This window comes from Corynebacterium appendicis CIP 107643 (genome assembly GCF_030408415.1).
GTDB classification, from domain to species: domain Bacteria; phylum Actinomycetota; class Actinomycetes; order Mycobacteriales; family Mycobacteriaceae; genus Corynebacterium; species Corynebacterium appendicis.
Genome location: NZ_CP046976.1, coordinates 664,881 through 686,911, shown reverse-complemented (window position 1 = coordinate 686,911; position 22,031 = coordinate 664,881). Strand labels below are relative to the sequence as shown.

Annotated in this window: 27 protein-coding genes; 11 read left to right on the top strand and 16 right to left on the bottom strand. The window is 63.9% G+C overall.

The annotated features are described in order from the left end of the window. Window positions 1–55: 55 nt before the first annotated feature. Window positions 56–1,702 (top strand): thiamine pyrophosphate-dependent enzyme, encoded by a 1,647-nt coding sequence (locus tag CAPP_RS03505; RefSeq protein ID WP_076599291.1) that lies wholly within the window; start codon window positions 56–58, stop codon window positions 1,700–1,702. 4 nt (window positions 1,703–1,706) lie between these two features. Here CAPP_RS03505 and CAPP_RS03500 read toward each other — a convergent pair whose 3' ends face one another. The 5 genes from CAPP_RS03500 to CAPP_RS03480 form a co-directional block, all read right to left on the bottom strand. Then, a complete protein-coding gene (locus CAPP_RS03500) occupies window positions 1,707–2,219 on the bottom strand; it encodes a hotdog fold domain-containing protein (protein ID WP_076599290.1) in 513 nt (170 codons plus the stop codon). A gap of 46 nt (window positions 2,220–2,265) precedes the next feature. Then, on the bottom strand, window positions 2,266–3,303 hold the full coding sequence (sepX, locus tag CAPP_RS03495; RefSeq protein ID WP_076599289.1) for a divisome protein SepX/GlpR: 1,038 nt from the start codon (window positions 3,301–3,303) through the stop codon (window positions 2,266–2,268). 104 nt (window positions 3,304–3,407) lie between these two features. Next, window positions 3,408–4,058: a GNAT family N-acetyltransferase gene (locus CAPP_RS03490; RefSeq protein ID WP_076599288.1), complete on the bottom strand. Its 651-nt coding sequence runs from the start codon at window positions 4,056–4,058 to the stop codon at window positions 3,408–3,410. 2 nt (window positions 4,059–4,060) lie between these two features. After that, the gene (gene glp / locus CAPP_RS03485) at window positions 4,061–5,320 is read right to left on the bottom strand and encodes a molybdotransferase-like divisome protein Glp (protein WP_076599287.1); all 1,260 of its coding nucleotides are present in this window, start codon (window positions 5,318–5,320) and stop codon (window positions 4,061–4,063) included. Between the two features lie 19 nt (window positions 5,321–5,339). Next, on the bottom strand, window positions 5,340–6,260 hold the full coding sequence (locus CAPP_RS03480; RefSeq protein ID WP_076599286.1) for a UTP--glucose-1-phosphate uridylyltransferase: 921 nt from the start codon (window positions 6,258–6,260) through the stop codon (window positions 5,340–5,342). A gap of 28 nt (window positions 6,261–6,288) precedes the next feature. On the opposite strand from CAPP_RS03480, the gene CAPP_RS03475 reads away from it, so the two are divergent. The 3 genes from CAPP_RS03475 to mscL all read left to right on the top strand — a co-directional run bounded on the left by CAPP_RS03475 (window position 6,289) and on the right by mscL (window position 8,026). Then, on the top strand, window positions 6,289–6,873 hold the full coding sequence (locus CAPP_RS03475) for a 5-formyltetrahydrofolate cyclo-ligase (RefSeq protein ID WP_159437735.1): 585 nt from the start codon (window positions 6,289–6,291) through the stop codon (window positions 6,871–6,873). 3 nt (window positions 6,874–6,876) lie between these two features. Next, window positions 6,877–7,509, top strand: coding sequence for an SAF domain-containing protein (locus CAPP_RS03470; protein ID WP_076599284.1), 633 nt, complete (start codon window positions 6,877–6,879; stop codon window positions 7,507–7,509). 103 nt (window positions 7,510–7,612) lie between these two features. Next, entirely contained in the window at window positions 7,613–8,026 is a 414-nt protein-coding gene (gene mscL / locus CAPP_RS03465; protein WP_076599283.1) for a large-conductance mechanosensitive channel protein MscL, read from the top strand. Between the two features lie 185 nt (window positions 8,027–8,211). Here mscL and CAPP_RS03460 read toward each other — a convergent pair whose 3' ends face one another. From CAPP_RS03460 to CAPP_RS03435, 6 genes are all read right to left on the bottom strand, one after another. After that, the gene (locus CAPP_RS03460; protein ID WP_076599281.1) at window positions 8,212–8,778 is read right to left on the bottom strand and encodes a MogA/MoaB family molybdenum cofactor biosynthesis protein; all 567 of its coding nucleotides are present in this window, start codon (window positions 8,776–8,778) and stop codon (window positions 8,212–8,214) included. 60 nt (window positions 8,779–8,838) lie between these two features. Beyond that, on the bottom strand, window positions 8,839–10,014 hold the full coding sequence (locus tag CAPP_RS03455; RefSeq protein WP_084560585.1) for a S1C family serine protease: 1,176 nt from the start codon (window positions 10,012–10,014) through the stop codon (window positions 8,839–8,841). A gap of 76 nt (window positions 10,015–10,090) precedes the next feature. Then, window positions 10,091–11,500: a HAMP domain-containing sensor histidine kinase gene (locus tag CAPP_RS03450; RefSeq protein WP_076599280.1), complete on the bottom strand. Its 1,410-nt coding sequence runs from the start codon at window positions 11,498–11,500 to the stop codon at window positions 10,091–10,093. After that, window positions 11,497–12,198 (bottom strand): response regulator transcription factor, encoded by a 702-nt coding sequence (locus tag CAPP_RS03445; protein WP_076599279.1) that lies wholly within the window; start codon window positions 12,196–12,198, stop codon window positions 11,497–11,499. Before CAPP_RS03445 ends, CAPP_RS03450 begins: the two co-directional genes overlap by 4 nt. A 79-nt stretch (window positions 12,199–12,277) precedes the next feature. Then, entirely contained in the window at window positions 12,278–12,451 is a 174-nt protein-coding gene (gene rpmF / locus CAPP_RS03440; protein ID WP_076599278.1) for a 50S ribosomal protein L32, read from the bottom strand. Between the two features lie 27 nt (window positions 12,452–12,478). Continuing rightward, window positions 12,479–12,751, bottom strand: a complete 273-nt coding sequence (locus CAPP_RS03435; protein WP_076599277.1) for a type B 50S ribosomal protein L31 — start codon at window positions 12,749–12,751, stop codon at window positions 12,479–12,481. Between the two features lie 615 nt (window positions 12,752–13,366). Here CAPP_RS03435 and CAPP_RS03430 point away from each other — a divergent pair. The 5 genes from CAPP_RS03430 (at window position 13,367) to rpsR (ending at window position 14,946) form a co-directional block, all read left to right on the top strand. Further along, window positions 13,367–13,780 carry an ArsB/NhaD family transporter gene (locus CAPP_RS03430; protein ID WP_076599276.1) on the top strand — a complete coding sequence of 138 codons (414 nt, stop codon included), beginning with the start codon at window positions 13,367–13,369 and terminating at the stop codon, window positions 13,778–13,780. A gap of 186 nt (window positions 13,781–13,966) precedes the next feature. Then, complete coding sequence (rpmB, locus tag CAPP_RS03425; RefSeq protein ID WP_075466037.1) at window positions 13,967–14,203, top strand: 50S ribosomal protein L28; 237 nt, start codon at window positions 13,967–13,969, stop codon at window positions 14,201–14,203. 3 nt (window positions 14,204–14,206) lie between these two features. Further along, window positions 14,207–14,371 carry a 50S ribosomal protein L33 gene (rpmG, locus tag CAPP_RS03420; protein WP_012359793.1) on the top strand — a complete coding sequence of 55 codons (165 nt, stop codon included), beginning with the start codon at window positions 14,207–14,209 and terminating at the stop codon, window positions 14,369–14,371. Between the two features lie 2 nt (window positions 14,372–14,373). Beyond that, the gene (gene rpsN, locus CAPP_RS03415) at window positions 14,374–14,679 is read left to right on the top strand and encodes a 30S ribosomal protein S14 (protein ID WP_076599275.1); all 306 of its coding nucleotides are present in this window, start codon (window positions 14,374–14,376) and stop codon (window positions 14,677–14,679) included. Window positions 14,680–14,697: 18 nt separating this feature from the next. Continuing rightward, window positions 14,698–14,946, top strand: coding sequence for a 30S ribosomal protein S18 (rpsR, locus tag CAPP_RS03410; protein ID WP_076599274.1), 249 nt, complete (start codon window positions 14,698–14,700; stop codon window positions 14,944–14,946). A 79-nt stretch (window positions 14,947–15,025) separates the two neighbouring features. Here rpsR and CAPP_RS03405 read toward each other — a convergent pair whose 3' ends face one another. The 5 genes from CAPP_RS03405 to CAPP_RS03385 are packed head-to-tail and all read right to left on the bottom strand — an operon-like array spanning window position 15,026 to window position 20,136. After that, the gene (locus CAPP_RS03405) at window positions 15,026–15,877 is read right to left on the bottom strand and encodes a serine hydrolase (RefSeq protein WP_076599273.1); all 852 of its coding nucleotides are present in this window, start codon (window positions 15,875–15,877) and stop codon (window positions 15,026–15,028) included. After that, a complete protein-coding gene (locus tag CAPP_RS03400) occupies window positions 15,874–16,416 on the bottom strand; it encodes a flagellar basal body-associated FliL family protein (protein WP_143313875.1) in 543 nt (180 codons plus the stop codon). The genes CAPP_RS03405 and CAPP_RS03400 overlap by 4 nt, the downstream gene beginning before the upstream one ends. A 55-nt stretch (window positions 16,417–16,471) precedes the next feature. Beyond that, complete coding sequence (gene purH / locus CAPP_RS03395; RefSeq protein WP_076599271.1) at window positions 16,472–17,992, bottom strand: bifunctional phosphoribosylaminoimidazolecarboxamide formyltransferase/IMP cyclohydrolase; 1,521 nt, start codon at window positions 17,990–17,992, stop codon at window positions 16,472–16,474. Next, on the bottom strand, window positions 17,989–18,570 hold the full coding sequence (gene purN / locus CAPP_RS03390) for a phosphoribosylglycinamide formyltransferase (RefSeq protein ID WP_076599270.1): 582 nt from the start codon (window positions 18,568–18,570) through the stop codon (window positions 17,989–17,991). Before purN ends, purH begins: the two co-directional genes overlap by 4 nt. Before the next feature lie 6 nt (window positions 18,571–18,576). Further along, window positions 18,577–20,136, bottom strand: coding sequence for a cell division protein PerM (locus tag CAPP_RS03385; protein WP_143313874.1), 1,560 nt, complete (start codon window positions 20,134–20,136; stop codon window positions 18,577–18,579). A gap of 204 nt (window positions 20,137–20,340) precedes the next feature. On the opposite strand from CAPP_RS03385, the gene CAPP_RS03380 reads away from it, so the two are divergent. Then, window positions 20,341–21,066, top strand: coding sequence for a M23 family metallopeptidase (locus tag CAPP_RS03380; protein ID WP_076599268.1), 726 nt, complete (start codon window positions 20,341–20,343; stop codon window positions 21,064–21,066). 284 nt (window positions 21,067–21,350) lie between these two features. Next, window positions 21,351–22,031 (top strand): M23 family metallopeptidase, encoded by a 681-nt coding sequence (locus CAPP_RS03375; protein ID WP_076599267.1) that lies wholly within the window; start codon window positions 21,351–21,353, stop codon window positions 22,029–22,031.

Genomic DNA, 22,031 nt, shown 5'->3' with positions numbered 1-22,031 from the left:
CGGCGTCGCAGGGCACTCTGGTTGGGGTACGGTACCCGAAATCCAAAGGAGAACCATGCACGTCGGTTCCGCCATCGCCCAGACCCTCAAGAATCACGGGACCGAGCAAGTCTTCCTTGTTCCCGGTGAGAGTTACCTCGCTGTGCTCGACGGCCTGCACGACACCGACATCTCCACCATTGTGTGTCGCCACGAGGGCGGTGCGGCCTACATGGCAGACGCATATGGCAAAGCGACGGGCGAACCCGGCGTGGTCATGGTCACCCGCGGCCCGGGTGCCGCCAACGCGAAGATCGGCGTGTACACCGCCTGGCAGGATGCCGTCCCGCTTGTGCTGTTCATCGGTCTGATTCCACGCGAGGATCGCTACCGCGAGTCTTTCCAGGAGTTTGATCCGCACCAGTGGTTCGGGTCCATTGCGAAGGGCGTGTTCATTATCGACAAGCCTGAGCGGGCCAGCGGCATCGTGTCCAACGCAATGCGCCTAGCTAAACAGGGCCGGCCAGGCCCCGTCGTGGTCGGTTTGCCGGAGGATGTGGTGGCCGCTGAGTTCCCCGCTGGTGCGGAGCTCGCCCCGCCGATCCAGGTCGCTCACGGGGGCGTGTCCGACGCCGATGCCGCTGTGCTCAAGGACAAGCTGGAACAGGCGCAACGCCCCCTCATCTTCGAGGGCGGCCAAGGCTGGACGCAGCAGGCCTGCGATGCCGTCCAGCGTTTCGCTGAGGCTCACGAGATTCCCGTCGTGGGCGACACCCGCTCCTCCGACCGTATCCACTTCGACTCCCCCGCCAACGCCGGCTGGCTGGGCACCGCACGCAAGGAGGAGACCGCCCAGCTTCTCGACGACGCTGACCTCCTCATCACCGTCTGTGGCGTCCTGTGGGACAAGCCCTCGGACAACTTCACCCGCCGGCAGGACTACAGCGCAGACAATATTGTGGTCACGCCGGACTCGGACCTCGTCGGCCACACCGCCGCTGTCACGCGCCACATCATCGCATCCCCGCAGGCCTTCGCCGAAGCCTTAGGCAGCCTCGCGCTCGATTCCACCCCCGACACGAGGCAGTGGTTCAATCACGCGCGTGAGCTGCATGTGCAGCACTCCACGCTGCCGACAGTCGCGGAGCGTTACGACGAGCCTGCCGGATGCGTCGATATGCACGACGTCATGGATGCGCTGCTAAAGAAGCTTCCCGACGACGCCATCTGCACCTACGGTGCCGGCAACCACTGCTTCTGGCCGCAGCGGTTCTTCCCCACGCGGGCGTTCCCGTCGATGATCGCGAATCGTTTGGGGTCGATGGGCTACTCGCTGCCAGCCGGTATCGCCTCGAAGCTGGCGTTCCCCGACCGCTTCACCGTTGTGTTCACCGGTGACGGCGAGTTCATGATGAACGGCAACGAGCTGATCACCGCCGTGCGCTACCACACCCCGATGCTCATCGTGGTTGTGGACAACGCCCAATACGGCACGATCCGCATGCACCAGGAAAAGCACTATCCCGGCCGTGTGAGCGGCACACAGTTGGAGAACCCCGAGTTTTGCGCACTCGCGGAAGCCAACGGGGCGTGGGCTGCGAAACTCGACGACCCCGCCGACGTAGACAACATTGTCAGCGAAGCCGTCCGCCAAGTCGAGGACGGCCGCGTGGCGCTGCTCCACGTCCGCGTGGACCAAGAGCAGGCGGAGCCGCTTTCCTAAGCGCCTACTTCTTGGCCGTGACCCACACGTCGATCTCGGCGGTGATGGGCTCGACGCCGGCATCGTCGACGATCTCGCAATTGATGGTGACCAGCTGGCCGCCGCTCTCGCGGGTGATCGTGTCGAAGTCCGGGAAGTCGCCGGTGGCGGTGATGGTCAGGCCGCCGGTGGACTTTGCCGGGTAGTCTGCGCGCATGCCGCGCGGAATCCAGCGGTGCGAATCCGGCACTGTCACCTCGCACAGCAGCCCCATGGCCGCTTCTGCGCCGTTCAGGCCGGCAATGACATGGAAGGTGCCGATATGGTTCTGCACACCCCACCACTTGCCCAGGCGGACAACGCAGCGGCCGGGTTCTGCGACCTGCACGCGCGGCATGACTGTGCGGAAGTACGGTGCCTTCACCGAATAGAACGCGGAGAAGATCAGGCGTTTGAGCTTCGTGTCGCTGAATTTCTCCCACAGTTGGGCGGACTTGCCGGGATTATCGTTTACCTGAGAAGAAAAAGTAGTCGTCATACCCGGCGATTTTACCGGCTATAACGACCTCGTATTGGTAGAAAAACTACGCGATTTCGCGGATCCGCTCGGATTCTTCGCGCGGCACGGTGTAGGTGGGAAGGTTAGCGAAGTCGGCGCTCTCATCGTCGACCTCGACCACCACTGCGCCCGGGCGGCGCATGTGCGGTGGCACCGGCGCATCCTCGGCAGCCGTAACAACACCGAGGCGTGCACGACGCAGCTGGCGCACACGGCGGGCCTGCAGCGCGCGCTCCTTCTTCACTGTCGTGCGCAGCGCGGTCATGTACCAGGCCAGCAGGCCGGCAGCCGCGGCCGGCGCGAGCCAAGCCCAGCCGCCAGAGACAATGCCGATAACAAAGCTGGTTCCGAAGAGCACGACCAGCCCCAGCAGGGTGCGCTGACGGCGGCGGAAACGGTCCTCGCGCACGCGCTTGGCCATCTCCGGATCCCAGCCCCCGCGGCGCGCACGCGCAAAAGCGAGCTCGTCTTCGGTGGGCTCGGAGGCTTCTTCAACCTCTGCTTCAGCTACAGATTCGGCCTCTTCCTCAGACTCCGGTTCCTTCTCTTCGAGCTTGGTCACGGTGGTGTAGCCGTAGTCTTCCGGCGAGAGGTAGGAGGCGTCGAGTTCGTACTCGGGAGCGTCGGCTGTTTCGGAGTCTGTTTCGGAGACTTCTTCAGAATCTGCTTCTGCTTCGGCGTCAGCTTCTGCCTCAGCCTCTGTTTCCTCAACGATCTCTCCGTCGATCAGCTTCTTCAGGGAGGTGGAGCCGGAGGAAGATTCGTCGACGGGTTCTTCGGAAGGGTTGTCAGACATTTTGGGGCGGGTGTCGTCGATAAGCACTGCTTCTTCGTCGAGCACCTCGTAGTCGTCATCTTCGTCGAAGCTGTGGATGTCGTCTTTGGTCACTCGCGGACGGCGACGTGCCGCCAGCGGAGTGTTGCCCTGGTGCAGCACACGCGTCTCGTCGTATCCCTCCCCGGAGCGGCGGATCGGCTTCGAGTCCCCCAACACCATCGGGGCGAGAACAATCGCCCACACCACCACGATGAGGACGATGATCAGGCTCAGGCTGCCGGACATGTGCGCCACGACCTTTCTGGTTTTCTGGCAACTTTTCCAGGCTGAGGTTATAGAGATCTTCCGCAGCAATGACCGACCCACGCCGCGAAACGGGGCGGGAATTTCTAGATCCAGAGGCGGCCGCGGGCAGCGAGCCGCTCCACGGCGGATCCGGGCAGGTCGTCAATGTTCTGGGCGACGAAGTAGTGGTCGCGCCACGCGCCGTCGATATGCAGATTTTCCCGCAGGTAGCCCTCTTCGCGGAACCCGACATTGGCAAGTACTTTCCCCGACGCCGGGTTGTCGGGGAGATACGTGGCGGTCACGCGGTGCATGCCGACGCGGGCGAATGCATGGTCCACGCCGAGGGCGCAAGCGACGGTGGCGATGCCGCGGCCCGAATAGCGCGAGTAGACCCAGTAACCGATCCAGCACTCCCCGATCGCCCCGTGCTGGATATTGCCCAGGGTGACCTGGCCGATGAACCGGCCGTCGAGCTCGATCGCGAGCGGGACAATGATGCCGTCGTGGGCGAAACGGCGCAGGTTCTGCCAGTTGGAGCGCCACGCGGCCTGCGAATGCCCGTCCTCCCATGTGCCGGGGACGGTGGGTTCGACGGGCCGGAGGATCTCTTCGTCGCGGATGCGCATGCGGGACCAGTGCTTGCCGTCGCTCGAGGCCAACGGGCGCAGACGCAGCGAGGCCCCCGGGATATTCACCGTGGGGGTCGCTTCAGGCCAGCCGGGGTGTTTCGCCCGGCCGAAGAAGTTGAACATGCTTACGCCCGCTGTTGAAGGAAGAGAACGTCGACGATGTCGCCGGGGCGCACTTCGGAGACATCGGTGGGAATGCGGATGATGGCGTTCGCTTCGGCCAGGCCTGCCAGTAGGTGGGCGGGGCTGCCGGAGACACCGCCGATGCCGTCGACGAGGTAATCGTGGGTCTCCGCATCGCGCATGAGGCGGGCGCGAATGAAGCCGAGACGGCCCGGGATCGATTCGACGCGGCCCAAGGCGCGCGCCTTCACGGTGCGGCGGGTGGGCACGCGCTTACCCAGGGATGTGCGGATCGCCGGGCGGATAAGTGCCTCGAAAATGACCAGGGCACTCACCGGGTTCGACGGGAGCAAGAAGACCGGGATGCGGTCCTCCCCGATCAGGCCGAAGCCCTGCGCGGAGCCGGGGTGCATGGCCACGCGGGTGGTGTCGATTCCGCCGAGCTCCCCGAGGGCTTCCTGGATCGGCTTTGCGCTGGAGCCGCCGACGGCGCCGGTGATGACGATGAATTCGCTCTTCTGCGCCTGCACCGCGAGCTGTTCTTTGAGTCGGCGGGGTTCGGCGTTGATGATGCCGACACGGTTCACGTCGGCGCCAGCGTCCTTCGCGGCGGAGGCCACCGCGTAGGAGCTGACGTCGTAGACCTGCCCCAGGCCGGGGTTGCGGTCGATGTCGACGAGCTCGAGGCCGTACGACATGACGGTGACGCGCGGGCGCGGGTAGACCAGCACTTTGTCGCGGCCGGTGGCGGCGAGCAGGCCGATTTGTGCGGGCCCCAGGACTGCGCCGGAGCGGACAGCAATATCACCGGGCTGGATGTCGTCGCCCTCGCGGCGGATGAAATCTCCGGAGCGGACCGGGCGGTGCGGAGTGACGCGCTTGCGGCCGCGGTCGGACCATTCGAGGGGAAGAACGGCGTCGGCGAGCGTCGGCAGCGGCGCACCCGTCGCGACGCGGACGGCCTGGCGGGGCTGGAGGCGCAGGGGCTTCTGGGACCCTGCGGCGACTTCACCGACGACGGGCAGGGACGCTTCAGGAGCCGGGGAATCTTCTTTGTGCCCCAGGCTTGTTCCGCCCCCGACGTCAACGGCGCGGACTGCGTAGCCATCTACCGCGGCCTGGGAGAATCCGGGCAGCGGCGAGGTCGCTTGCACCTCTTCGGCGCACATGAGACCGAGCGCGTCGGTGATGCCGATGCGGATGGGCTCGGGCGTCATCGTCGCATCGATGATCATGGCGAGGTGGTCGTCGACACTACGCATGGTCCCCTCCTGGAAAGTCCTAGAGTTCCGCCTCGTAATCGGCGATGATCTGCTTGATCGCCTTGTACAGCGCCGGGCCGTACTTCTCGTGGCGGAGACCGAAGTCAACGTTGGCCGGAATATAGCCGGCAGGGTTGCCCAGATCGTGGCGCTTGCCGTTGTGCACCACGACGTGGACCGGGTGCCCCTCGCTGATCATCAGCTCGATCGCGTCAGTCAGCTGCAGCTCGCCGCCTTTGCCGGGGGTGATCCGGCGCAGCGCGTCGAAAATCTCCCGGTCGAGCAAGTAGCGTCCGGTGGCCACGAAATTCGACGGCGCATCAGCCGGATCCGGCTTCTCCACCATGCCGACCACACGCTTGACGTCGTCGTGGCCGTCGACATCCCGGACATCGAAGACACCGTAATTGAAGACCTCTTCCGGACTGACCTCGAACGCGCACAGCACAGAGCCGCCGAGCTCGGCGCGCACGTCCGCCATTTTCTCCATCACGCCCGTGGGCAGCACCAGATCGTCGGGAAGCATCACGGCGACGACATCCTCGTCGTCGTCGAGGATCGACTCCGCGCACCCCACCGCGTGACCGAGGCCGAGCGGGCTTTCCTGCACGACAGCCTCGGCCGTGATGATCTCCGCCGCACGGGAGACCTTCTTCGCCTGTTCCTCTTTGCCGCGGCCGAGCAAGGTCTCGCGAAGCTGCTCGAACGGACCGAAGTGCTCCATGACCTCGCCTTTACCCGGCGCAGTCACCACAGCCAGGCGCTGTGCGCCCAACTGGGCAGCCTCCTCCGCGATCAACTCGATGCCCGGGGTATCCACCACAGGCAGCAGCTCTTTCGGAACAGTCTTGGTCGCCGGCAGGAAACGCGTCCCCATGCCAGCGGCCGGCACGACGACGGTCTTGACGGCGGCGTGCGGGCTCTGGTCGGAATTCTGCATGAATGCGCAGTTTACCTACAATGATCCCGTGTTCCGTGTAGGCCACTCCGCAAAAGACGCAATCCGCACCGAGGCGCGTTCCCGCCGCGCGAAAATGGAGCATTCGCTTATCGACGCCACCCTCGTCTCCCACCTCCTCACATGGCTCGGCCCAGCCCGCCGCATCGCCGCTTATTCCCCGATGGCCAATGAGCCAGGCGGAAAAGAGCTGCTGCCGGCACTGGCGGAGGTGCACGAAGTGTGGCTGCCGATCACGCCGGCGCACGGCGGATTGCGGTGGGGGCTCTATGACGGGTCGTTGCGCCGGGGCGCCCATTTCGGGATCGAAGAGCCGGAGGGGCCGGGCGAGCCGTCGTTAAGCGCGCTCTCACTCGATGCTGTGCTCGTGCCCGCGCTCGGTGTTGATCGCTCGGGGGTGCGGCTCGGACAAGGCGCCGGCTATTACGACCGCGCCCTCGACGGGGTCGACTGCCCTGTCGTCGCACTCGTCTACGACGGGGAGGTGCACGATTCGCTGCCGTCCGAGCCGCACGACTGGCCCGTCGACGCGGCGGTGACGCAATCCGGTTTCGTGGAACTGGGAACCGGACGGGGTGGCCGGGCAGTCCAATAAGGCATGGGCCTGACTGATTCTCTGAACTTTCTACGGACCCCCGGCTACCGCCGGGCTGTCGTGCTGCGCAGAAGCGCTGCCGCCTTTTTGGTCGCGTGCGCTGCGGTAAGTGCTCTGCTGAGCAGGGCGGACGCCGATCCCGGTGTGGTCGTTTTCGCGCGCGATGTGGCACCGGGCGATGTCGTCGAGGCCGGCGATCTTCAGGTCCGTCCGCTGCCGGAAGAATTCGTTCCGCCTTCGACGGTGGACACGGTCGACGCTGCCGCCGGCCAGATCGTCGCTTCGCATGCCTCCGCGGGTGAAATTGTGACGGCGACGCGGCTGATCGGCCCCGACCTCGTGAGCGCCCTTGTGGGCGATGATGCTTCGAATTTCACAATGGTGCCGGTGAAGCTCGCCGATCCCGGCATCATTCCGATGCTCCACCACGGCGACCGCGTCTCAGTCGTGACCGCCGGGGACGGCAGGCCGCGCACTGTGGCTGACTCCGGCATCATTGTCACCGCAGGATCGACGGAGGAGGAAGGTAGCTCCGGCGTGCTGCTGCTGTTAGCCCACGACGACGCCTCGGCGGTGGCGGCTGCGTCGCTCGCATCGCCGCTCGCCGTGGTGGTGAACTTGGCGAATTCTGGTTGAAATCTCCGCGAACTTGAACAGTTGATAATGGCCTAATCGAAATCACTGTAGTAACTTCTGTCGGGCACTAAACTTTTTCAATTCCCCGAGGAGGGACACCCCCATGTTCCAGGGCTTCAAAGATTTCATCATGCGCGGCAACGTCATCGACCTCGCAGTCGGTGTCGTGATCGGCTCCGCGTTCACCGCCATCGTGACCGCCTTCTCCGACAACATCATCAACCCGCTGATCAACTCTGTCGGCGGCGCCGACTTCTCCGGTCTCGGCTTCAACATCATTCCGAGCAACGACGCCACCTTCATGGACTTCGGCGCTCTCGTCACCGCCATCATCAACTTCCTGCTGATCGCCGCTGTCGTCTACTTCCTCATCGTCGCCCCGATGAACAAGCTGGACGAGCAGCAGAAGCGCCGCAAGGGCATCGACCCGGAGGCCGAGGACCCGACCGAGCAGGAGCTGCTCACCGAGATCCGCGATCTGCTCGCACAGGGCAAGAACCCACAGATCAAGGGCTAACCTCCGTGGTGCGGCGGCCGCTCCTCTTCGTAGTTAGCGGCTCCTTCACCCTCCGGGACCGCGTCGTCTAATTCGACGATCCGCTCGCCGTCCCCAGCGGACCGTCCAGTAACCGGACGGTCCGCTTTTCTATCGTAGTCAACGTCGGCGATGCGTTTTATCCGACGCCTAGGGCGCGGTCCCATTTACTGCACGCTGTACTTACGCAGCTCGCTGATCAAGTGGGCGACGAGCGGGGCGATGGTGGACATGCCGTCGCGGATCGCCGCGCGCGAAGGCGCCAAATTGACCACGACAGTGGAACCGGAAACACCGCAAATACCACGGGACGTGCACGCGTCGACCGCGCCGCAGGCTTGGCCCGACGCACGCACCGCCTGCCCGACGCCGGGGACGAGCTGGTCGATAACCGCGCGCGTGGCCTCCGGAGCCTTGTCGCGGGGACCGACACCGGTGCCGCCGATAGTGACCACGAGGTCGACACCGCCGACCACCGCAGTCTCGATGACCTTGCGGATCTCCGACTTCTTCGACTTCACGCTGACCACGCCGTCGACCTTGTAGCCCATCTCCTGCAGCAGCTCGAAGACCAGCTGGTCGGAGCCTTCGTCGATCGCGCCGTTCCGCTTGTGGTCGCTGATAAGAACAGCGAGCGCACACGGCTGGGCCGGAAGCTCAACTTCCGCTTCCGCTGCGAGCAAGAAAGCCTCGTCGGGTTCTTTAAGGTCTAGCGCGTCAAGACTGTTAGACATGGTCCGGCTCCTCGTGGGCTGATGCGGTCAATAGCTAGTTTTCTTTGCTACTTAGGGAATCTACTCGGAACTTAGAGTCACCTCTACCGTTCGGGATTCCTCGGAATCCTTGGAGTGGACTTCCAGCGTGACCGTCTCGCCGAAATCGAAGGAACGTGTTGCCGCGACTAGTGCATCGGAGGATTCGATCGGGCGGTCGTTGATGCGGGTGACGATGTCGCCGGCCTTCAGTCCGCCCTTGTCGGCCGGGCTGCCCGGCTGCACGTTGCTGACGAGCGCACCGCCCGTCTGGGCGCGGATGTCCACCTCGACGCCCATCATCGGCTGGCGAGCCTCCCCCTCGTTGATGAGTTGGTCAGCGACGCGGCGGGCGAAATTCGACGGAATAGCGAAGCCAAGGCCGATCGAGCCTGCCTCGCCCGAATCCCCCTGGGACAGGGACGCGATGACGGAGTTCATACCGATCAGGTGTCCATTCATGTCCACGAGCGGGCCGCCGGAGTTGCCCGGGTTGATCGCCGCGTCCGTCTGAATGCCGTCCATCAGGGAGGACTCTCCCCCGCCCTGCGCCGCGCGCACCGGCCGGTTGAGAGCAGAGACAATACCTGTGGTCACAGTGGCCGACAGGCCGAGCGGCGAACCGATGGCCACGACCGACTGACCGACAGCGAGATCGTTCGAATCGCCGAACTGGATCGTGGGGAGATCCTTGACACCCTCAATCTGAATCACGGCAATATCAGTGTTCACGTCGGAGGCGATGAATTTCGCGGGATATTTGGTGCCGTCGTTGAGCGTGACGCGCATCTGCGCGCCCGCGCCCGCGGCCTCGGCGACGACGTGGTGGTTCGTGAGCACCTTGCCGTCGGCGCTGATGATGGAGCCCGAGCCTTCCGCCCCACCCTTGCTCGTCGCCACTTCGATGGACACGACCGCGGGGAGAACCGAATCGGCGACCTTCTCCACGGAGCCGTCCGGCGCCGGGGTGCGTTCCTTCTTCACGGGCGCTTCCAGCGCATTGTCGTTGTTGCTGGCGCCAACCGACGAGTCGTCCCCAGCGAGCGATGCACCGATAAAGCCACCGCCCAGACCGGCGACAAGGCTGGTGATAAGCGAGATCGCGACGACGGTGCCCGCTCCCGGCCCTTTCTTCTGCGGCGCTGGCTGCTGAACGGGAAGCGGCTCATTGTATTGCGGGGCGAAGCCGGGGTTTGTGGGGTATCCAGGATTGGTCATGGTCGGTCATTGTCCTCTTCATCACTGTGCCAGTTCTCTATTCTCAACCGCCCTTATCGTAGTAGTTGCTGAACGGTCACTGTGAGCGTTCAGCGGGCCAGCCGGGGAACACGACGCGGATGCGGGCGCCACCGTCGTCGGAGTCCCCGATGTCGATGTTCGCGCCGTGGCGTTCGAGCACTTGACCTGCAATAGCCAGTCCCAGGCCCGATCCGGGCATGGACCGCGATTCAGGTGCGCGGTAGAAGCGCTCGAAGACCTTTTCGCGCTCCTCCGGGGGAATGCCTGGGCCGGAGTCGTCGATAATCAGCACGGCGCTATGCTGCGCAGACCGCAACGAGACACGCACAACGCCGCCCGGCGGGGACCACTTCGCGGCGTTGTCGAGCAGGTTCACGGGCGCGCGCGACAATGCTGCACGGTCGGCATCGAGGATCCACGGGTCGGCGCGGTAGCGGAAGTTCACGTCCGGGCGCCGGCGCTGCACGCGTGTGACGGCCTCGGTGAGCAGGGAGTCCAGGCGGACGGGCTCGAATTCTTTCTGCAGGTCGTCCTCGCGGGCGAGGTCCACCAGGTCGCCGATGAGCGTCGACAGTTCCTGCATCTGGGCCTCGACATCGTCTTCGAGCTCATCGAGATCCTCCTGCGGCATCTGCGCCATCTGCCCGGTGCGGTGAAGCATGATCAACAGCTCGATATTGGTGCGCATCGATGTCAAAGGGGTGCGAAGTTCGTGGCCGGCGTCGGCCACCAACTGGGCCTGGCGGATGCGGGACTCATTGAGCGATTCCATCATCGAGTTCAGCGATTCGGTCAACTTGGCGTACTCGTCGCTGCCGGCCACCTCGATCGGTTCAAGCGTGCCTTCCGTGGACACCCTGTCCATCGCGCGGCGCAAACGGCCAACGGGACGCAACGTCCCCCGCGCGATGATGCTACCGGTCAGCGCCACAAGCAGAGTTCCCAGGCCGACAATGCCCGCCAACGTCGCTTTGAGACGGCCCTTCAGGTGCGCGAAATCGGAGCGGTTGTGAGCCACCGCCACGGTGGTGCCGTCATTGTCACGCAGCACGGACACCATTTCTTCGCCATTTTCGAACCGCGACCAGTTCGCCGCGCCACCGTCGCGCGCCATCCGGTCGACAGGCACGGGGTCCCCGACAAAGAAATCGTGCTCCCGCAACGAGACAGACGCGCGGTAGCCGGGATTATCAGAACGGAACTTATCGACGATCCGATGCAGTTCTTCCTCGCTCGCAGAATCGTCTTCCACCTGCCGCATCAATGCGATGGTGCGGGAATTCAGTGCACTGAGCTCATGTTCGTCCATTGCCCCGAACACCGCAATATACGACATCACCGCCGTGGTGCCCACGGCTGCCGCCACTCCCGCGCCGGCGAAAGCGGCGATTTTGCCGCGGACGGGAGACGGGCGCGTCGGCCTCAAGTCGGTGTCACCGTCCGCACTGATGCGGCGGAGGATCACGGGGCTGTCTCCCGCAACACGTAGCCCACGCCGCGAACGGTGTGGATCAGGCGGGATTCCCCGCCCGCCTCGGTTTTCCGGCGCAGGTAGCCGATGTAGACCTCGAGGGCATTTCCGGAGGACGGGAACTCGTAGCCCCAGACTTCCTCGAGGATCGTCTGGCGGGATAGGACGCGACGCGGGTTGCGCATGAGGAGTTCCAGCAGGGAGAACTCGGTGCGAGTCAGGGAGACGTGCCGGTCCCCGCGGTAGACATCGCGGGAGATCGCGTTGAGATGCAGGTCCGCAAAAGTGAGCTCGGCGCTCGTGCTGCGCTGCTGCGAACCCGCCGAATCCGCCTGGGCGCGGCGGAGCAACGAGCGGACGCGAGCGAGCAGCTCCTCGAGAGCGAAGGGTTTGGGCAGGTAGTCGTCCGCGCCAGCGTCGAGGCCGGCGACCCGCTCGGCGACTCCGTCGCGGGCGGTGAGCATGAGGATCGGACGGTCGTACCCGGCGGAGCGGAGCTCGCGGCACACACCGAGGCCGTCGAGACGCGGCATCATCACGTCCAAGATGGTCAGATCTGGTTGCTCTGCTTTGATCGTGTCCAAAGCTTGGATGCCGTCTTCCGCCAAGATGACGTCATAACCGTTGAATTTCAGCGACCGCCGCAGGGACTCGCGGACCGCCTGCTCATCGTCGACCACCAAAATTTTCATGCACTCTATTATGTCAAGATCAACTGCACATAAGAAAAGCCGGCCACCACATAAGTGGTGACCGGCTGCGTGCCCGAGCTTAGAACTGCTCGACGTCGATCAGGCCCTGCTCGGCGGCCTTGATCAGGCGACGCGGGATGCGCACGGTCTGACCGTCGATCTTGACCTCCTGCAGTGCGGCGTTGTCGGCCTTCCACTGCGAACGGCGGTGGTGAGTGTTCGAACGGGACTTACGGAACTTCGGGGTTGCCATGGTGTCTTTCCTCCTTTACCGGGCGCGTTAGTTAGCGGACTTCTTCTTGCGGCGGGCCATGCCACCGAAGCGGCGGTTGAACTTCTCAACGCGGCCGGCGGTGTCCATGACACGCTGTGCGCCGGTCCAGAACGGGTGGGACTCGCTGGTGACGTCGACGACGATCAGCGGGTACTCATTGCCGTCCTCCCACTGGGCGGTGCGGTCGGAAGTGACGGTAGAACGGGTCAGGAACTGGTGGCCAGTGCCTGCGTCCTGGAAGATCACCGGGTGGTAATCGGGGTGGATGTCTTTTTTCATCTCTTCGTTTCCCTCAGGATTGATACTTCAGGTCGGTTCCGGGCTCTCTTCCCGGATCGTGCCTGAGTTGGGTGCGAAAATGGTCTTTCATCCGAGCAGGGCGAATACGCCTGATCAGACAACTTGATACATAGTACAGGCGATGGATACATTCCCGAAATCGCGGATGGGCCTACTCCTGGTGTTGGCGGCGAGCATTCTCTACTTGGCCGTGGCAGCTTCAGAAGAGGTGAAAATCACTGCGCTCCGGCTCGCGCCGGTGCTGCTTTTTGTCGCGGGGATGTCCGTGACGGTCAACCTGGCAGCCCGCGGTCGTACCGGCTGTAGCGGCGGTCGCAGTCGCGGTCGCCGCTTCCTGAGCGGTTTACCGTTTCGCCCCGTCCGAACCGGAGTCGCGGGATTCGGTGAGCACTGCGCCCACCTCCCCGCTCCTGAAGAAATCCCTCATCGTGCTGTCGCTGCTTCCGCCGGCGCTAGTGTCGCCACTGCCGTACTGGGCGGTCAGCACGGTAGCGGCGGCACTTCTCCTTGCTTTCGTGAGGCCGGGAGGATTGCCGCGCGGCTCTCTCACCGGATTGCCGCGCGGCTCTCTCACTTGTCCCGTGGAACTCGCACTTGCTCGCAGCGGCATTCTCTTTCAGTGTCGGCGCTGTACTCGTTCTCGCCGGCGGCCGTCTCAGCCTCGAAATGGGCCCCGCCACCCTTGCCGCGTTAGGTGCAGTGACCGCGAATATCCTCAATAATATTCCGGCCTACCTTCTCCTCGAGCCAGCGACATCGACCCCGCAGCACACTCTCGCCTTATTAATAGGTGTCAATTGCGGGGCGATCGTCACGCCGTGGGCGTCGCTCGCCACCTTGCTGTGGCATGACCAGCTCCGCCTCTCCGGCATCGAGATCCCGTGGAGAACTGTGGCTGCGAAGGGAGCCGTTCTTGCGCCGTTCGCAGTCTCAGTGCCGCTGGCCGGGCTCAGCCTCGTGAGCTGCTCCAGTGGATCGTCGATAAGCGTGCAAGCGATTATGAAATGAGACCCTGCGCGTGTAGTGTTTACTCTCGCTGTTGTCGAAGTACACGTTTACGCTTAGTCAACCGGTGACTTGCGACGCCCTCGCGCATCACGGCCATCCTCACATTTCCGGCCGGTAACCAGTAGCGAGCGCGGCGTCCACCTCATAGTCTCCGTGGCTCAAGCGGCTAGGAGAAAGAAGTAACCAATGTCGGCACATTGCCAGGTCACGGGAAAGAAGCCGTCTTTCGGCAAGACCGTGTCTCACTCGCACCGCCGCCATTCGCGCCGTTGGAACCCCAACGTGCAGAAGCGGCGTTTCTACCTGCCCTCCGAGGGCCGTACCATCACGCTTAATGTTTCCACCAAGGGTCTGAAGATCATCGATCGCGACGGCATCGAGTCCGTCGTTGCTCAGATCCGCGCCCGAGGGGAGAAGATCTAGCTCATGGCACGTAACGATATCCGCCCGATCATCAAGCTCAAGAGCACCGCGGGCACCGGCTACACCTACGTAACCCGTAAGAACAAGCGCAACAACCCGGACCGCATCACGCTGAAGAAGTACGATCCGGTTGCGCGCAAGCACGTTGAATTCCGCGAGGAGCGATAAGAATGGCGAAGAAGTCTAAGATCGCTAAGAACGAGAAGCGCAAGGAAATCGTCGAGCGTTACGCTGAGCGCCGTCAGGAGCTCAAGGCGATCATCCGTAACCCGGAGACGTCCGACGAGGACCGTCTCGAAGCTCAGTTTGAGCTCAACCGTCAGCCGCGCGATGCCTCCCCGGCTCGCGTCCGTAACCGCGACTCGCACGACGGCCGCCCCCGCGGCTACCTCCGCAAGTTCGGCCTGTCCCGCGTCCGTATGCGCGAGATGGCCCACCGCGGTGAACTGCCGGGCGTCCGCAAGTCCTCGTGGTAAGCAAGGGAGTGCATGTAAATGAAGCGCAATAACAACCGCAAGGTGCGGATGGAGCAGTCCCGCCGCCCGAAGAAGAACCCGCTCAAGGCCAAGGGCATCGAAGCTGTGGACTACAAGGACATTGAGACCTTGCGTCTGTTCATCTCCGATCGCCACAAGATCCGTTCGCGTCGCGTCACTGGCCTGACGCCGCAGCAGCAGCGCCAGGTCGCTACCGCTGTGAAGAACGCGCGCGAGATGGCTCTCCTGCCGTTCACCACCCGCTAATTAGCCAGGGTTGACGATGACAGCGTAGAGTTTCGACGAATCTCCCCCACTTCCACCTGTTGGAGGCGGGGGAGATTTTTTATCTGCAGGCGGCTTCGGGCGCGGCATCAAGGGCCGGGCCGAGCTCGACGACGAGCTGCGTGAGCATCACTTGCGCGGATTCGTAGGTGCCGTCCGCCGCGCTTGCGGCAATGGCCACAGGAATGATGCGGCCGTTCGCGTCCGGCACGAGCCCCAGTTGGCGGACCTCGTACGCACCGCTTATCGACGGGCCCCATCCCCCTTTGAACCGCGCCCCCGGAATGGTTCCGAGACCGTAGTTCTGCGCCACATTCCCCATCATCACTAGGATCGGCGCGGATCCGTTCACACATGCCAGGTTCGACGCGAACCGTGCCTGGTCCGCGACCGACCACTGCGTCTGGCCGAAGGTGGAGAAGCCCGGGCGGGTGATATTCCGTTCTACGGGGACGGGGGTGCCCCCTTCTGCGAGCACCGCTTCCACCGCTTCCGGAGAGGTGGTATTCCACAGCATGTCCGCTGCCCCGTTGTCAGAGACCTCGATGGCGTTGGTGGCTTCCACGGTCATCTCCGGGTGCTCTCTCAGCGCGGCGATAGCGACAGGGACTTTCATCGTGGACCATGACGCGAAACCGGATGCGTCGCCGGCAGAAGACTCCCCCACCGACACCGCCGCGGTTCCCCCGTGCGCGGCGACGACCTGGTCGACAGCGGATGTGAGCTCGGCAGTGACGTCGGAGCCGGATGGTTCTCGTTTCTCAGGGGCTTCTGGTGTCGTCTGCTCGGTTGATGCGGTCTCTGTCACGGTGGTGACCTCCACGGTCGCTGGCTCTTCCAGGGGCTGGTCGATCGTGCATGCTGTCAGACCCAGCGCCACCCCTAGCGCGCCCCCGGCGAGCGTCCTTCTCACGAGATGTAGACCGCGGCGTTGCGTCCACCGGTGCACACGACCTGGTCGCCGCGGTCGCGGCAAGTCATCGTGTAGTACTTCTCGGTGCGCGGACTGTAGACATCCACGAGCGTCACGTTCGGGCCGCCCTCTTCACGGCAGGCAGCCTTGAAGTCGCTGAAGACATTCTCGGCAAAGCCCGGGGTAGTCACCTGCGAGTCCGTCACGTCCCAGGAGGAATAGTCGCACTTGGGCTTTTCCTCCTTCGTCGGCGGCGGCGCGTCGACCGTCTGTGTGACCGTCGACTTCGATGCTGGAGCCTGCTCCGGAGCAGGCTCAGCAGAGATGCTCGACAATGCGGCGGTCTCCTCTGGCTCATTCTGCGAACCGGAGAGGAAAGAGAACGCAAGGAAACCGACGAGGGCCAGGGCCAGCAGCACTGCGATCGTGCTGACGACGATCAACGCAGTGTTCGAGCTCTTCGGTGCCGCCTGCTGTTGCTGGGGCTGCTCATTCTGCTGGTACTGGGGTTCGGGTCCGCCCCATGTCGGCATGCTCACGTTGGCTTTCCTTTGATCCGCGTGGAAGGGTCCTTAAAGCCGCCTAGTTTAGCCGCTAGTGGGCGAAGTGGCGCGTCCCGGTGAAGTACATGGTGACGCCGGCTTCGTTCGCCGCGGCCACGACCTCCTCGTCGCGAATGGAGCCGCCCGGCTGGACAACGGCCTTCACACCGGCATCCGCGAGAATCTGGAAGCCGTCTGCGAACGGGAAGAAAGCGTCCGAAGCGGCGACTGCGCCGTTGGTGCGGTTGCGGCCCTCGTCGAGGGTGTTGGCGCGGTCGACGGCGAGCTTCGCCGAGTCGACGCGGTTGACCTGGCCCATGCCCACGCCGACAGCGCCGCCGTCGCGCGCGATGAGGATGGCGTTGGACTTCACGCAGCGCACTGCATTCCACGCGAACTCGAGATCCTTGAGCGTTGCCTCATCCGCAGCCTCACCGGCAGCGAGCGTCCAATTCTCCGGCTTGTCGCCCTCCGCCTGGTAGATATCGCGGTCCTGGACCAGTGTTCCGCCGGAGATCTGCTTGAACTCTTCACCGGCACGTTCCGGCTTCTCTGCGGTGAGGATGCGCAGGTTCTTCTTGGTCTGCAGGAGTTCGAGAGCATCATCAGCAAAACTCGGTGCAATGATGACCTCAGTGAAGATCGGCTTGATCTGCTCCGCCATCTCGAAAGTGACCTCGCGGTTTGCCGCGATGACGCCGCCGTAGGCGCTGACCGGGTCGCAGGCGTGGGCCTTCTTGTGGGCCTCAGCGATCGACTCGTCGGACACGGCGATGCCGCACGGATTAGCGTGCTTGATCACGGCCACGCACGGACGCTCGTGGTCCCACGCGGCGCGCCAGGCGGCATCCGCGTCCTGGTAGTTGTTGTAGGACATTTCCTTGCCGCCGTGCTGGGTCGCGCCGGCCAGGCCCGTGCCGTCAGAAAGCAAGCGTGCCGACTGGTGCGGGTTCTCGCCGTAACGCAGCTGCTTAGAGGTCCCGAGCTGCTCATCGAACCAGGAGGAAACAGCCGCATCGTACTGTGCCGTGTGAGCGAAAGCATCTGCCGCGAGCTGGCGGCGCTGGTCCTCGTCGAAGCCTCCGGCCCTGACGACATCCGCAACGTCCCCGTACTTGGCGGGGTCGACAACGATGGCCACCGACGGGTGGTTCTTCGCCGCTGCACGAACCATGGACGGGCCGCCGATATCGATCATCTCGACGATCTCGTCGAAGCTCGCGCCGGAAGCAACTGTCTCGCTGAACGGGTAGAGGTTGACCACGACGAGCTCGAACGGCTTCACTCCGAGGTCAGCGATCTGCTTCGCGTGGTCTTCTTTCCGTAGGTCCGCCAAGATGCCGGCGTGCACGTGCGGGTGCAGCGTCTTCACACGGCCCTCGAGCACCTCCGGGAAGCCGGTCACGTCCGCGACTTCGGTGACATCCACACCGGAATCTTTGATGCGCTGCGCGGTGGAGCCGGTGGAGACGATCTCCACACCAGCCTCTGCGAGCGCTGCGGCGAGTTCCTCGATGCCCGTCTTATCGAAGACGCTGATCAGTGCGCGTTTGATGGGAGTGCGGTTGCTCATGCTGGGAATTCGACCTTTCCGGTTGTTGAGGTTTCGGCGCGGTTCAACGTGTCCACGATGAGCGCGCGCTCGACTTCCTTGATACGTTCGTGCAACTCTTCTTCAGTTTCGCCGTTGCGCACGTCGACCGCACGCTGAGCGATGATCTCGCCGGTGTCCACCCCGGCGTCGATGTAGTGGACGGTAGTTCCCGTGACCTTCACGCCGTACGCGAGAGCGTCCCGCACCGCGTGCGCTCCAGGGAATGCGGGCAGCAGCGCCGGATGTGTGTTGATCAAGCGGCCTTCGAAACGCTCGAGGAACGCCTCCCCGACGATCTTCATGAAGCCGGCGGACACCACAATATCCGGGTCCCCCACCGTATTAGCGAGCCGCCGGTTCCACTGGTCGCGGTCGCCGTCAAGCGCCACCACCTCGGTGCGCACGCCCGCCTTCCGCGCCCGGTCCAACGCCGAGCATTCCACGTCGGCGACCACGAGGTCCACGCGGTACGAGCTCTGATCGTCCAAGATTGCCTGGAGCAATGTCCCCGATCCGGAGACGAGCACCGCCACAGAAGTCTGAGAAGTCTCTGCCACGGAAGATCAGTCTAGCTTCTCGTCGCGCAGGACCGAGATCGCCGTCGATCCGCCCTCAGAAGCAGCGGGCTTATCGATATCCCCCTCGTCCTCGTCGTCCTCTGCTTCCCCGTCAGATACATCTTCCGGCTTTTCTTCGGTTTCTTCCGGCTTTTCTTCGGTTTCTTCCGGCTCGTCCTCGTCTATCCCTTCTGCATCGATCACCTGAGGCTCTAGTTCCTCAGATCGTTCGGCCGGTTCTTCAGCTTCCGGTTCTTCGGTCGCGTCCTCTTCCAGCTCTTTCGCTTCGGCGTCTATGACTTGAGGCTCTGGTTCTTCCTCGGGCTCTTCTGCTAGCTCCTCCGCGTCTCTCTTCCGCATGAATTGGGCGACGAGCCAGGCAGCGCCCGAGATGAAAGCAGTCCACAAAGCAGCGGCGAGGGCGAAGAACCACTGATTCGGGCCGACCCAGCCATACGCACCGACCTCGCCGCCGGACATGAGGCCTGCCGCGGCGGCGAAAGCGGCCGCCAGCACGGACGCGAAAAGGATGCCGAGCGCGTCCAGACGGCGCGAGAGCACGAAGTGGATCATCACCGCCGCGGGCACGGCGAGCAGGACCGGCGCCCACACCGGGACATCACCCGGAATAGCAGCGAACAGCGGGAACGGCGGCAGCGGCACCAGCACCGCACCGAAAAGCGAGACACCGCCCTGCGCGATGTCGACAGGAGCGCCCAGAAGCACAGCCAGGGTGGAGACCACAGCATTCGGCAGATACAGCAGGCTCAGCGCGAAGAGAGCGAACCCGCCGCCAGCCCCCAGAACAGGGAACTCGCCAAGCAGCTCGGTGATACGCCCGTAGCCGAGCGCGAGCAGAATCACGTACACGACTGCCGCAGCGGCAAGCAGGCGGAGGGAGAGGCGAACGGTGGCGCGGGCGGCGTCGTAAAGCGAATCCGGTGCCCCGAGACGCGTGAGCAACGCTTTCCACAGCTTCCCGCTCATGCCGCATGCCATGCCCGCGAGGTGGACGAAGACAGGAACGAAAAGCGCCTTATGGATTGCGGGCGGGGCGAGCGGGAAGACCGATGCCGCGTCGTCCACCATGAACCACGCGACCGCGCCGAGCGTGAACGGAATGAGCACGACCAGACCGAAAATGGCGTAGAGGTCGAGAATGCTCACGCGTTCGCGGGTTGCTGTGCGCACGCGCCACGCAATGAGCGCCGCCACCCCGATCGCTGGGGCCAGCGGCACCGCGCCGAGCGTGACGCCCTGAAAACTAACGGGAACGCCGTGGAGCACGAACCACAGTTCAGCGATCGACGACGGCAGCGCGGCGAGGCGTCCGCCGGTCAGCAGGATCGTGGCCAGGCACACGACGATCACGCCCAGCACCACCACGAGATTCGGCACGCCCACGTACGGCAGGTAATGCCGCACGCGTTCCTTCATCGTCGTGGGGGCCTGCTCAGCTGCGGACATGCGGTTCGCGGCGTCGTTACGCTCCGCGCGGAGGCGGCGACGGCTTATCGACGGCGCAGTGGCCGTCGACCTACTTGGCGGACTAGATTTCTTGCTCATCGCCTTTAACCTTGGCACGCGGACAGTGCAATTGGGCTCTGGGACACGATTGTGTGACCTCCGTCAGCCCCTATGTAACGCATGAAGATACGCACACGAATATAGAAATCTCGCCTCTTAGGTTGCTAGCCGGACCGAGACTCGCTAGTGTTACAGCCCAGTAGATAACAAAGAGGTTACGATTCCGGAACGAACCGTTACCCAATGACGATCTCAACGAGGTACACCTTGAACTCTTCGAGCGCACGCCGCACCGCAGGCAAGCACCGCAAGCAGAGCCCGAACAAGGGCCGCGTCGCCCTAGTCGCGGTCGCCACCGGTGCAGTTGCATCCGGCGGCATCTCCGCCGCATCCGCAGCGAACGCAGACCACGCGAGCGCAGCCCAGGCAGCGCTCGAGGACGCTTCCGAGGCAGCTGCCCAGGCAGCTCCGCAGATCCTCACCATCAGCGAGTACAAGCCCGTGGACAACCTGTCTGAGCAGCTGGGGAAGGCTGTTGAGTACGCGAAGGTCCGTTCCGCCGCTGACGAGGCTGCCCGCGCGCCGCTGTCCGTGAAGCCGGCAGAGGGCGCATTCACTTCCGGCTTCGGCTCGCGCTGGGGTACCATCCACAAGGGCGTCGACATCGCCAACGCCATCGGCACCCCTATCGTCGCGGTGACTGACGGAGAGGTCATCGACGCTGGCCCGGCCAGCGGCTTCGGCAACTGGGTCCGCCTGCGCCACGAGGACGGCACCATCACCGTCTACGGCCACATGGAGACCGTCGACGTCACCGTCGGCGAGAAGGTCCGCGCCGGCCAGAAGATCGCCGGAATGGGCTCCCGCGGCTTCTCCACCGGCTCCCACCTCCACTTCGAGGTGTACCCGAACGGCGGCGACGCCATCGACCCGGCACCGTGGCTGGCCGCCCGCGGCATCAAGCTCTAAGAGGTTTTCGATTCCCCTCGGTTTTCACCGGGGGGAATTTTTTATGCGCTTTTCACCCCCGGACCGAAATTCACATAGATCACTTAAGTTACAGTAGTTTACTGCAGTCACCTGCGATTTCGTGCCGTATTTCCTTTTTTCTGCACGTCACAGGCAAATTTCGCCGTTGATCGGGATGGTTTCTGCCGATAGCATGTTCCAAGTTGGAAACACTCGGGAGAATATCTGTGCCCGTTTTCGAGTTCCGCACTGAATCACCGAAACGAAGAAGGACGACAGACGACATGAAACGACGCCTCCTCGTCGCCGCCGTTGCGCTGAGCATTCCCTTGACCGCGATCCCCGCCCACGCCATCTCCGTATCCGTCAACGGGCAGCAAGTCGACGGGGTCGGCCCTGCCCTGCCGTCCATCGGCGCGGCTCTCGACGACATCTTCACCAAGGGCGCGACCTTCTCTGCCGCCGGCTACAAGATCGTCTACGACCCGCGCGCACTCCCCGAGTACAACGAGGAGGAGGCCATCGCCGACGTCCCGGATCCGAATGTCACGCAGCAGACCGGAACCACGTCCAACGGCAATAAGGTCGTCATGCCGACGCAGGGACGTTTTACCTCCGGCTTCGGTCCGCGCTGGGGCACCGTCCACCAGGGCATCGACATCGCCAACGACCTTGGCACTCCGATTCTTGCGGTCATGGACGGCACCGTCATCAACGCGGGCCCGGCCCGCGGCTTCGGCAAGTGGGTGCGCGTGCGCCACGACGACGGCTCCATCAGTGTTTACGGCCACATTCGCTCGTTCAATGTGAACGTGGGCGACCGTGTCAGCGCCGGCCAGCAGATCGCCGAGATGGGCAGCGAAGGCTACTCCACTGGTTCGCACCTCCACTTCGAGATCATGCCGGACGGCGAGACCAAGGTGGACCCGGTGCCGTGGTTCGCCGAGCGCGGCATCACGGTCTAG